The 11,548-nt window shown below is 59.3% G+C and carries 12 protein-coding genes; 1 reads left to right on the top strand and 11 read right to left on the bottom strand.

Annotated features, from left to right (window positions below):
- Positions 1-78 precede the first annotated feature (78 nt).
- The 6 genes from HMPREF9695_RS01140 to HMPREF9695_RS01115 form a co-directional block, all read right to left on the bottom strand.
- Positions 79-921, bottom strand: coding sequence for an AraC family transcriptional regulator (locus tag HMPREF9695_RS01140; protein ID WP_006018921.1), 843 nt, complete (start codon positions 919-921; stop codon positions 79-81).
- Positions 922-935: 14 nt separating this feature from the next.
- Complete coding sequence (locus HMPREF9695_RS01135) at positions 936-1,646, bottom strand: ABC transporter permease (RefSeq protein WP_245258690.1); 711 nt, start codon at positions 1,644-1,646, stop codon at positions 936-938.
- 53 nt (positions 1,647-1,699) lie between these two features.
- Positions 1,700-2,527 carry an ABC transporter ATP-binding protein gene (locus tag HMPREF9695_RS01130; protein ID WP_006018919.1) on the bottom strand — a complete coding sequence of 276 codons (828 nt, stop codon included), beginning with the start codon at positions 2,525-2,527 and terminating at the stop codon, positions 1,700-1,702.
- 14 nt (positions 2,528-2,541) lie between these two features.
- On the bottom strand, positions 2,542-3,582 hold the full coding sequence (locus HMPREF9695_RS01125) for an ABC transporter substrate-binding protein (RefSeq protein ID WP_006018918.1): 1,041 nt from the start codon (positions 3,580-3,582) through the stop codon (positions 2,542-2,544).
- A 69-nt stretch (positions 3,583-3,651) separates the two neighbouring features.
- Positions 3,652-5,067 (bottom strand): UbiD family decarboxylase, encoded by a 1,416-nt coding sequence (locus tag HMPREF9695_RS01120; protein ID WP_006018917.1) that lies wholly within the window; start codon positions 5,065-5,067, stop codon positions 3,652-3,654.
- Between the two features lie 34 nt (positions 5,068-5,101).
- Positions 5,102-5,719, bottom strand: a complete 618-nt coding sequence (locus HMPREF9695_RS01115) for a UbiX family flavin prenyltransferase (RefSeq protein ID WP_006018916.1) — start codon at positions 5,717-5,719, stop codon at positions 5,102-5,104.
- Positions 5,720-5,889: 170 nt separating this feature from the next.
- Between HMPREF9695_RS01115 and HMPREF9695_RS01110 the strand changes: the two genes are divergently transcribed.
- Positions 5,890-6,810 (top strand): LysR family transcriptional regulator, encoded by a 921-nt coding sequence (locus HMPREF9695_RS01110; protein ID WP_006018915.1) that lies wholly within the window; start codon positions 5,890-5,892, stop codon positions 6,808-6,810.
- Between the two features lie 88 nt (positions 6,811-6,898).
- On the opposite strand, the gene HMPREF9695_RS01105 is transcribed toward HMPREF9695_RS01110, so the two are convergent.
- The 5 genes from HMPREF9695_RS01105 to HMPREF9695_RS01085 form a co-directional block, all read right to left on the bottom strand.
- On the bottom strand, positions 6,899-7,606 hold the full coding sequence (locus HMPREF9695_RS01105; protein WP_041711758.1) for an ABC transporter ATP-binding protein: 708 nt from the start codon (positions 7,604-7,606) through the stop codon (positions 6,899-6,901).
- Positions 7,606-8,346 (bottom strand): ABC transporter ATP-binding protein, encoded by a 741-nt coding sequence (locus tag HMPREF9695_RS01100; protein ID WP_006018913.1) that lies wholly within the window; start codon positions 8,344-8,346, stop codon positions 7,606-7,608. The genes HMPREF9695_RS01105 and HMPREF9695_RS01100 overlap by 1 nt, the downstream gene beginning before the upstream one ends.
- Positions 8,343-9,359: a branched-chain amino acid ABC transporter permease gene (locus HMPREF9695_RS01095; protein ID WP_006018912.1), complete on the bottom strand. Its 1,017-nt coding sequence runs from the start codon at positions 9,357-9,359 to the stop codon at positions 8,343-8,345. Before HMPREF9695_RS01095 ends, HMPREF9695_RS01100 begins: the two co-directional genes overlap by 4 nt.
- Entirely contained in the window at positions 9,352-10,245 is an 894-nt protein-coding gene (locus HMPREF9695_RS01090; RefSeq protein ID WP_006018911.1) for a branched-chain amino acid ABC transporter permease, read from the bottom strand. The genes HMPREF9695_RS01095 and HMPREF9695_RS01090 overlap by 8 nt, the downstream gene beginning before the upstream one ends.
- Before the next feature lie 81 nt (positions 10,246-10,326).
- Positions 10,327-11,499: an ABC transporter substrate-binding protein gene (locus tag HMPREF9695_RS01085; RefSeq protein ID WP_006018910.1), complete on the bottom strand. Its 1,173-nt coding sequence runs from the start codon at positions 11,497-11,499 to the stop codon at positions 10,327-10,329.
- Positions 11,500-11,548 lie beyond the last annotated feature (49 nt).

Here is an 11,548-nt window from a genome sequence, read left to right as displayed (position 1 = left end):
CGATAACAGAGAGCAGGCCATACCGGCTCTTCTCACGACTTACCAAACCGTCTCATTTGGTAGCTGTGCGTAGCAGCATCAACTCGCAAGCCGCGAGACGGTGCGGAACTCGCGCGGCCCCACACCGGCATGATTGCGGAAAAAGCGGGTGAAGTGCGCAGGCTCGGCGAAACCAAGTTGCTCGCCGATCTCTCCTACCGCCGCATCCCGATGAAGCACGGCATCATATGCCCGCTCCATCCGTACGACGTTGAGATAGACCCTCGGAGGCAGGCCAATCGATGACTCAAAAAGCCGGAAGAAATGCGCCCGGGACAGGCCCGCTTCCTTGGCGAACCTGTCGATGTTGGTGGTCCGTCCGCCATCGGAGCGCATCGCCTGTGCGACCTTGCGGATGCGCCAGTCGCCCCCCTGCGTGCGCATATCCCTGATCGAAGCCGGAAAACTGCGCCAGGGCGTGAAGCGTTCGATCACGGTAATCATGAGTTCGGATAGCAGCGCTTCGAGGTCGGACACGCAGTCGGGCCGCGTCATCATGGCGGCCGCAAGCGACATCGTGAGCTCACGGATACGCGGAGACACCTCGCCGCTCGGGTTTCCAAAGAACCCCGGAGAGCCGCTCGCGGCCCAGCCCGGCCGGAACTCCATCAGCCACTTCGGCTCCACATAGAGCGCCAGGATCAAGGTGCGGGGGCGGCGCGGATCGTGGACATAGGCGTGCGGCTGCCAGCCATCGACCAAGACGGCGCTGGTATCCGTCAAAGGGCACACAAGATCGCCAACTGCAAACTGGGTATCAGCTCCTTCGACTTTCAGCAGAACGTGACAGTGCGGGTGCGCATGCCGCACCAGCGAACAATCCATGTCCAGCAAAGCAACCCTGCCGAACGCCCCATGCGCGATGCGTAATGCCGTCGACATTCAAGCCTCCCTGCTCAGACGCTCGACTTCCAAGGGATCAGCCAGCGCTCAATTTCGTCGAGCACGAAAGAGAATACAAAACCAAGGATCGCGATAACAAGCAATCCTACATACATCGTGTCAACCGTCAGGACTTGCCAGGCGTTCCATATCATGAACCCGATACCATCATTGGCTGCGACCATTTCGGAGATTGCGATAAGGATCAGCCCCATTCCCGCGGCCAGCTTGACGCCTGCCATAATCGAAGGAAGAGCACCCGGCAGGGCAATCGTGCGGAACACCTGCCAGCGGCTGGCGCGGAAATTGTGGCCTACATCAAGATAGATGCGATCCAGATTGACCACGCCCACGACGGTGTTGATGACGATAGGATAAAACGCGCCGAGCGCGACCATCACGACCTTCGAGGTTTCACCGAGACCGAAGATCAACAAGACCAGCGGGAGAATCGCACTTTTCGGGATCGGATAGGTTGCGGAGATCAAGGGATCGATGGCCGCACGCAGCGGGCGCGAAATACCCATGGCAAGACCGAGAAGCAGGGCCGGCACGCCGCCGAGCAACATCCCGAGTGCAAGCCGCCGCAAACTTGCCAGCATATTTGTCACAAGTTCGCCGGACGCCAGAAGCACCCCGACCTGGTGCATGATGCTGCTTGGCGGCGGAAAGAATCTTACATCGATCAAGCCGAAGCGCCCTGCGATCTCCCATGCCAGCAGCAACAGAAGCGGCGTCGCTATCCCCATGATACGCTCAAATCCTTTCGATCCAGCGTTCATCGCGAATTACCTTCCAATTGGCGCGCGCGATTGACTTCCTCGCGAAGCTGCTCCCAAATATCGAAGACGAGTTCGCCATATTCGGGCTTTTGCCGCAGTTCGAGAACGTTGCGCGGGCGGCCAAACGGTACATCGATCACCGTCTTCGCGCGTCCGGGGTTAGCGGTCATGACCATGATGCGATCCCCGAGCGTCACCGCCTCATCAACGCTGTGCGTGATGAAGACGACAGTCTTCTTGGTCGCGTCCCAAATTCGCAACAGTTCCTCGTGCAGCAACAGCTTATTCTGTTCGTCGAGAGCCGAGAACGGCTCATCCATCAACAGTATCTCGGGATCGTTGGCGAATGCGCGAACGATGGAGACGCGCTGACGCATGCCGCCGGAAAGCTGACTGGGATAGCGATCGCGGAAACGCCACAGCCCGATCCGCTCGAGCCAGAGGCGTACGGTATCTGCGACCTTGTCTTCCGCAACCTTGCGCATCCGCAGACCGTAAGCGGCATTGTCATAGACGGTCATCCACGGAAACAGCGAATCCCCCTGGAAGATCATCGAATTTGAGGGGCGGGACGGATCGGATTGATGAACCTCGACTTTGCCTTCGCTTTCCTGATCGAGTCCCGCCAGTATCCGCAGCAGTGTCGTCTTGCCACAACCGCTCGGTCCGACGATGACAAAGAACTGTCCTCGCGGGATATCGATGGTGATGCCATCAAGCGCGACGAATCCCGACGTGCCGAAGTGCTTTCGCACGCCAGACAAGGAGATCTGGGTCTCTGGTCGAGACACAAGCCGGTCGTGGGTAATCTGAACCACGGGCATTTTGTCTTTCGCTTTTACCTGGGCTTGTAAGGACCGAGCAGCTTGACCGCAGTCTCCGCGAACGACATGTCGATCACATCGCCGACTGCCACGGGCTTCTCAATCTGCCCCTGATCGACGAAGAACTTCAGGTCGTCGGTGAGGCTTTTAATATTGACCGCCGCGTCGGGCGAGATGCCGTTCGGCACCATGGTGTCAAACATTTCACGGTTGGTCAGCCCCGTCGTCTTCATGATGAGGTCGACAACTTCCTTCGATCCTGTACCACTGAAGCGCCCTTCATGCGTCGCGTCGTTATAAACGCGGGCAGCTTTGACATAGGCAGTCATGAAACGCTGACCAACATCGCGACGCTTTGTCAGCATATCATTGCCGTAGAGCAATACCGCGACCTGTTGCCCCGGATAGAGCACATCCTTGGAAAGCCGTACGGCAACGCCGCTTGCGATGGCCTGGCTGGTCGAAGGCTCTGTGGTGATAGCTCCGTCGATCGCCTTCGAAGTCAGGGCGAGCACCTGCTGCGGATAGCTCATATTGACGTTATCGCTGTCCTTGTAAGTCAAGCCCCCCTGTGTAAGCGCCACATTGAGCTTGGCATTGGTGGCCGACCCCGGCCCTGCGGCAGCGAGCTTCAATCCCTTGAGGTCGGCAAATGTTTTGACCCTCCCGGAATCGACGAGATCCTTGCGTATGATCAGCGGCATGTAGTCATACGTCATTGCCGTGGAGCCCTTGTCCGCGACGATCTTCACGCCGAGGCCGCGCGCCACCGCATTGAACAAGCCCGCTGAGGAGGCGCCCGCGCCGATATCGATCTGGCCTGCGGCCAACGGTGCAATCATCCGCGGCCCGGAATCAAACGGAATGAGTTCGACGGTGAGCTTTTGCTCGTCGAAGAAACCGCGTTCCTGCGCGATGTAGAAAACAACGTCGCTGATGACCTTGTTGACGCCAACCTTGACCGTCTCGGTCTTTTGCGCGTGTGCGCCGTTAAAGCTCCCGAGCAGCAACCCGCACGTTGCCGCCATCGCCAGAACCCCCGTTCGCCTGTTCATGTTTCCGTCCTCTCCCCTTCCCCGCCTTACGTGGGTGTTTCGCTGACCGGTTGCGTGAAACTGCTGGAATTACAGGCCGACGATGCGCGCAAACGCGGCTTTCGGATCGTCAAGCAACACGCGGGGCAGATCGACGTCTTCCTGGCCTTTGACGTGAATGCGTTTGAAAGTCATCGGCTCCGATTCTATCGGTTTTGTTGCGTCGAGACCCATCTTGGCGCTGATACCGCCGTTGCTGCTGGGGTCGAGCTTCGAACCTTGCGCCCCCGAAACAACCAAAAGATCCCTGTCCGCCTGGAAACGCGTCGCAACGGCCCATTCGACTTCGTGCGGCTTGTCGATATCAACATCCATATCGACGACAATGACCTGCTTCACATCGTAATGGCCGCCAAAAGCGCCCATGATGATGTTCTTTGGCTCGCCATTACTGGCTTTATCGATTTTCACGACGAGGTGGTACCGGCACGTTCCGCCCCATGTGAGCCGTACGTCACGAACGCTGGAGAAGCTGCGCTGCAGGTGCTCGAGCAGCGTTGCTTCTCGCGGAATCTCGCCGAGCACCAGATGCTCTGCACCTCCTCCAACGATGGTGTGGAAGATCGCGTTCTTGCGATGCGTAATCGCATCAACCTGAATAACCTCGCGATTGGCGCGAGGACCATAATACTGCGGGAATTCCCCGAATGGCCCTTCAGGCTCGCGAACCTTCGGAAGAATACGCCCCTCGATCACAATCTCGGCGTGAGCCGGCACCCGGACCTGATTGGTGCGGCATTTCACCATCTCGATGGGATGGCCGAGCAGCGCACCCGCAATCTCCATCTCATCTTCGTCAACCGCGGCGATCGCCTGCGATGCAAGAATGCAAGCGGGATGAACCCCGATCACCAGCGCGATCTCCAGCCCCTCCCCGGCCTGCTCTGCCATCTTGTAGTAATGGAGCGTGTGACGCGGCAGCAAAAGAACGCCAATCCGGTCGGGACCGCTGACCTGACAGCGGTGGATCGATACGTTCTGGATTCCGGTCTTGGGATTGCGTGCGATCAGAAGCGCAGCCGTGATGTAAGGCCCGCTGTCATGCTCGTTGTGCTTTGGTATGGGCAACTGCTTCAGCAAATCCACGTCGCGATGAACCACCTCCTGCGCGGCGGCGTCCTTGACTTCCACCCACGGAATTGGCGCGCGGACGGCATTCTGGAACCGCTCCAACAGATCGCCTGCCGCTATGCCAAGCGAGTCTGCGACCCAGCCGCGGTTCGCAAAGATATTCGCCACCACCGGAATATCGTGCTGGCTCGGCGACGGAAACAGAACGGCACTCTCATTCTCCAGTCTCTTGGAGACAGCCGCGATTTCGTCAACCAGCGATAATCCGCCGCGCGTCACAGCCAGACGATCGGTTGCAGCGAGTTGCCGCAACCAGCTTCGCAAATCAGGAGTCGCGTTGTGGCCGGCCGCTGCTTTGGTATTCCTGGCTACCATCATCTAGTCCTCAGCATGATCGTGGTGTCGGAGTTCAGGAGGCGTCGCCACGCAGCGCCGGACGGCGCTTCAGGCCGAGGCCTTCGCCCCACCGCTCAACCACGCCGACATCGATGTCGAACATGTCGAGCACGCGGCCGACCGTATGGTCCACCATCGCATCGAGACTTTCGGGCTTGGCGTAGAACGCAGGCACCGGCGGCGCGATGATCGCCCCCATTTCCGACAGCGCGGTCATGGTGCGCAAATGCCCTGTGTGAAGCGGCGTTTCTCTCACCATCAGAACCAGACGGCGACGCTCTTTCAGAGTGACGTCCGCAGCACGCGTCAACAGCGTCGTGGTGACACCCGACGCGATCTCGGACATCGAGCGCATGGAACACGGCGCTATGATCATGCCGGCGGTACGGAATGAACCGCTGGAGATCGAGGCCGCCATATCTTCGATGGAATGAGTGGTGTGAGCCATCGCCTTGACGTCCGAAATCTTCAGCGACGTCTCGTAAGCAAACGTAACCTCGGCGGTCTTCGACATGACCAGATGGGTCTCGACGCCGGCATTGCGCAGCAGCTGCAGCAGCCGAACGCCATAGACCACGCCTGACGCACCGGAAATGCCCACGACGAGACGCCGCTGCGAAAACTCGATCATTCATTCCGCCCTTGAGCTTCTTTTTCAGTTTGAACACGACGCCTCGGAACAAGGCGGGCACGTTTACCGATCAGGCTACGCAGGGCCATTAATCAATACAAATAATAGATTTTGATTTTTTCAATCATTTATACTTATGATATAAATGCTCACTTTGCGGAGGCGCCCGGATGGATTTCAAGCAACTCCAGTATTTTCTGTGCCTTGCCCGGGAGGGCAACGTGACCCGTGCTGCACGCCAACTCAACATCGTGCAGCCTGCCTTGAGCATGCAGATCGCCAAGCTGGAGAAGTCTCTCGGCAAGCAACTTTTCTACCGTTCCGCGCACGGCGTTTCGCTGACGCCTGCCGGAGAAACGCTGGCTGGCCTCGCAGGCTCGATCATACAGAACGTTGATCACGCGAGAGACGAGATGGCGCGGCTGGACGGCAAGATTTCCGGCCGTGTCAGTATCGGGATGATCACGTCCGCGGCGCAAAGCACGCTCGCGGCGTCGTCGGCCAAAATCGCCGTGCAGTATCCGGAGATTCAGCTTCTCGTTTGCGAGGGCTATACCGAGGTTCTGGTGGACTGGGTCGCTACCGGCCAGCTCGATATCGCTATCGTCAACCTGCCGCCAGGAAAATCGTCGATAGCAGCACGACATATCCTCGACGAAGAGATGATGCTGGCCTACGGTCCGAGCAACAAGGTTGAGTTGCCCACTGTCGTGCCCTACCGGCGACTGAAGGATCTCAGCATCGTGATTCCCTCGCGCCGTCACGGATTGAGGCGCATCCTCGACGCGACCGCTGCCGAGGTCGATTTCACGCTGAAACCGCGACTGGAAATCGATACCCTGTCGGCCATTTGTGAAATCATCGCCACCACCGATCTCATCACGGTGCTGCCTGGCATCGCGCTTTATCCGGACCTCTCGGCGGGGAGGATCGAAGCCCATCGCCTGCGCAAGCCTGGGATCGTCAGAACAATCGCATGGGTTACGCATCCACGAAGAGTCGTGTCCGCAGCCATGACCGCGGTTATGGACATCATCGCGGAAGACCTTCAGACGGCCGCGACCTCGGCGTCTCGTCTTGTGAACCGCTAGGCATTCGCTGGACCAGGTCGTGTCTATCCTGCGGATGGCGCCGACGCCGCCCGGCGCGACGGGCTGCAAGAACTTCGGATTCGGAGCGCTAGACAGCGATGACATCCATCAGTCGAGCCTTGTCGGTTTCATCCTGTGCATTGCCAGCCAGAACGACCGAGCCGCGCTCGATGGCATAGAAGCGGTCGGACACGCTGAGCGCACCCTTCACATTCTGCTCGACAAGCAGAATGATCGAACCGGCAGCTCTCATTTCCTCGATGATGGCGAAGATATCCGCAACGATCATCGGCGCGAGCCCCTCGCTGGGCTCGTCGATTAGCACGAGCTTGGGTCGGCCCACCATGACGCGAGCGATCGCGAGCATCTGTTGCTCGCCGCCGGACAACGTCGTCCCGACTTGCTGCCGCCTTTCGGCCAGACGCGGCATGCGCTCGTAGATGCGATCGATCTCCGCCTTCTCCTCGGAACGTGAGCGGCCCGCGCGCTGCCTCAGACCAAGTTTCAGGTTTTCCTCGACGCTGAGCCCGGGAAATATCCGCCTGTCTTCTGGTACAAAGCCGATGCCATGACGGCACATTTCATCTGGCTCAAGACCATCGAGCCGCGTCCCGTCCAACTCAATCGAGCCGCCGCTCGGCGCGACCCAGCCCGCGATCGTCTTCATCAGCGTAGTCTTGCCGACGCCATTGCGGCCGAAAATACCGATCACCTCGCCGGGTGCGGCTTGCATCGTGATGCCCTGGATCACGTGAGAAAGTCCGTAATGGACATGGAGGTTCTCGATCCCGAACATCATGCGTGCCCAAAATAAGCAGCCTTAACGGCCGGATCGGCTCGCACGACAGCCGGTGCGCCCTCGGCGAGCTTTTTGCCCTGATGCATGACGACGATATGGTCAGAGATATCCATCACAATACCGATGTCGTGCTCGATCAGTAGAATTGTCACATCGTGCGCGAGGTCCCGGATCAAGCTCGCCGTATCCGCCGTGTCTGAGTGGCTCATTCCTTGCGTCGGCTCATCGAGCAACAGGATGGAGGGCTCCGCAGCCAGCGCCACCGCGATTTCAAGCCGCCGTTGCTCGCCGTGGGAGAGCGCGCCCGCAAGTTCGCCGATCTTCGGGCCGAGAGCAAAACGTTCGATCAACGCGTCCACACGTGCCAGCGCAAGCTTGCTGCTCCACACCGGCCTCCAAAGCCGGCTTGCAGACTCCAGCCGCTGGGCCGCCAGTCTCAGGTTCTCGAACACAGTCAATTCAAAGAACAGATTGGTAATCTGAAACGAGCGGCCGAGACCCGCGCGCAGCATCAGATGCGGCGGGACGCCAGTGCGGTCGACGCCGCGCAGGACGACGCGGCCGGCATTGGGGCGGATCAGACCACTGATCAGATTGAACAAGGTCGACTTGCCGGCTCCATTCGGACCGATCACCGTCGTAATCGCGTTCCGCTCGGCGGCGAAAGAGACGCCATCAACCGCACGGATGCCGCCGAATGCGACGCCAAGGCCGTCAACTTCGAGAATAGCCGTCACCGCGACTCTCCGCTCAGTATGCGTTCGATCCGCGGCCTTATGACACCCATCAGGCCCTTGGGAAGGAAAATGACCACAGCCATGAACAGCAGACCAATGACGATGAGGTGGTGCTCGGTCATCGACCCGATAACGGATTTCAGAACGGTCAAGATGACCCCGCCATACAGTGCGCCCGCAAGAGTACCGACGCCGCCGGTCACCACCGTGATAACCGCGTTGCCTGATGTCGAGAAGAACATCAGTTCCGGCGATACGAAACCCCGCAGCATGGGATACAGCGCGCCGGACATGGCCGCGACAACGGCCGCCAGCATATAAGCCGCCAGCCGCGCATTGCGGGTGGAATAACCGAGGAACGGGACCCGGCGTTCATTGGCGCGAAGCGCCACAAGGATGCGGCCGAACGGCGTATCCAGCAGGTAAGCGCTAACTAGATACAAGATCACAATGAAAGCGAGCGTGAAAAGAAAGAAGCTCGCCGGCGCGCTCGACATAATGGTTCCGACGCCCAGATTGATAGGCACGATCGGAATTCCGATAAGACCATCGGAGGCGCCGATGGCACGTGTGTTGTAGACGGCGCGGGCCGCGACCTGGGCCAGCCCGAATGTGACGAGCGCGAAGTAGACGCCTCGCACGCGATTGGCGATCAATCCCGCTGCGGTACCGACCACAAGCGAAGCGACAAGCACGGCGGCCATCGCGCCCCAGAATGAAGGAACCTCTTTCAGAACAAGCGCGGAGATGTATGCTCCCATCCCGAAATACAGCGCCTGACCAAGGGACAACAACCCGGTGTAGCCAAGCAAGATATCTACGGACAGCGCGAGGCCTGCGAAGATCAACGCTTCCGTTCCAAGCCGAAGGTAAAAAGTGTCGCCCGTGGATGCACCCACCGCGGCCAATATCAGCGCCGCGACAACGAAGATCGCTACGAGGACGTGACTTGCACGCATGGAAAGACCAAGCCGGTCGATGATCTGGGGCTTACCCATTTTTGCGTCAGCCATGACCCAGCCGCCCGAACAGGCCCTGCGGCCGGATCACCAGCATCAGGACCATGATGCTGAACAGAATCGGATCGCTCCAGACCGGAGACACGATCAGGCTTGAGATCGCCTGCACCTGTGTAAGAAAAAGTCCCGCAACAACGGCGCCAGCGATTGACCCCATGCCTCCGACAATCACCACGGTGAATGCCAGAAAGATGAAGTCGCGGCCCATGGTCGGAAACACCGAATAGATCGGCGCGAGCAGCACACCGGCGAGGCCTGCCAGCGCCACACCTAACGCGAAGGTAACCGCGAATACTCTTTTAACCGGCACGCCGAGGGATGCCGCCATGTTGCGATCAAACGCGGCGGCCCGCACCATGGCTCCAAGCGAGGTCTTGTTGATGACGATTGCGACCGCGGCAACAATGGCAAAGCCGATCAGGATCAAAAACAACCGGTACGACGGCAGCAACACGCCCATGATTTCGATCGCACCGGCGATCGGGGTCGGCGGGCGCTGGGTATTGGAGCCGAACACGATCTTCAGGACTTCCTCAATGACGAGTCCAAGTCCGAAGGTCAGAAGCAGCGTGGTCACATGCCGATCCGGCAGGTTGAAAACGCGCTGGATAAGTCCGCGTTCCACGATATAGCCGAGCGGCAGCATCAGCAGTGGCACGATCAGCAGGAGCAGCCAGAAACTGATGCCGGACGCGCCTAGCGCCAGCGCAAGATAGGCACCAACGGCGTAGAACTCGCCATGCGCCATGTTGATGACATCCAGCAAGCCGAAGATGATGGTGAGGCCGAGCGCGACAAGCACCACCGCCACGCCGAGAGCCAGCCCCGTTATCATTTGCGGAGCAAGCACGAACTGGAAATATTCAAGAAATCCGGACATCCGCTATCACTGCTATGGGTCTGTGATGTGGTGACCGCCGCTCGCAAAAGGCCGGGAGCGGCGGCAACCCCTATCTCGGGATCAGAAGCGCTTGCACTCGTCAGGGCCGATCGCTTCGTTTCCGCCGACGTCCCCGACGATCTTGAACTGGCCGCCATCAACACGGACCACATACATCGGCTGAATGGCCTGATGGTCACCTCCGCGCATGGTCTTCTTGCCCTGCGGGGTGTCCCACGACAGATCCTTCATCGCCTCACGAACCTTGTCCGTCTCGGTTGATTTCGCTTTCTCGACCGCAGCCTTGTAGAAATAGATCAGGCCGTAACTGTCGGCGCCGTAGAGATCCGGATCTGCCTTGTTTGCCGCCCTGAAGGCATCGACGAACTTCTTGTTCTCCAGCGAATCGATCTGAGTCGAGTAACCGACGCCAGTTCCGAAGCCGTTGGCAGCCGTACCTATGGCCGCAATGTTCTGTGACGTCACCGTGCCCGATGCACCGACCACGAGAAGATTACCGAGCAGGCCGAAGTCCTGCATCTGGGTCAACAGGCGGACCGTGTCGTTGCCCGCCACCGATGTGTAGAGCACCTCCGGCTTGGCCTGGCGAAGCTGGCCGAAGTATTGCGTATAGTCCTTGCTGTCGAGCGGTGCAAAGACTTCGCCTGCCGCGGTTGCACCAAGTCCCTCGATCGTCTTCTTGAAGGTCGCAACCGTGGAGCGGCCCATTTCATAGTCGGGGCCGAGGAAGAAAACCTTCGCCTTCGGCTTCTGCTTTGAGACCCACGCGGCAAGCGCCGTGGCCTGCTGACCTGCCCGCGCGTTGACGCGGAAGACGTTGGGCGAACACTTGTCGGTGGTGATCGAATCCGCGAACGAAACCGTGGTCGCGATTAGCTTTCCGGCGCGTTCAGCGATCTGCCCGACCGCGAGCGTAGAGCCAGAATTGACGGTGCCGGTCAGGAAGTCCACCTTTTGAACTTCAAACAGCTTCTCTGCCTTCTGCACTGCCACTGACGGGTTGGCTTCTTCGTCTTCGAAGATGAGCTGAATCTGACGGCCCATGACACCGCCGGCCGCGTTGACTTCCTTTGTTGCAAGCTCGAGCCCCCAACGCACCTGCTGTCCAATCGGCGTGTACGTGCCCGACAGCGGCGTAACCACCCCGATCTTGATCGGATCGTTGGCCAAAGCCGGAACGGTAATGGCTGTGGTAGCGAGCAGACTCGCCAGTACGACAGCGGTCTTTGTCATGACAGTGCCTCCCTCAAACGCTCCGCTGACGCGAGCTCTTGTTTCCATC

The sequence above is a fragment of the Afipia broomeae ATCC 49717 genome, assembly GCF_000314675.2.
Classification (GTDB): Bacteria; Pseudomonadota; Alphaproteobacteria; order Rhizobiales; family Xanthobacteraceae; genus Afipia; species Afipia broomeae.
Note: the sequence above shows the minus strand (reverse complement) of the source record. Positions and strands in the feature narration are given on the sequence as shown.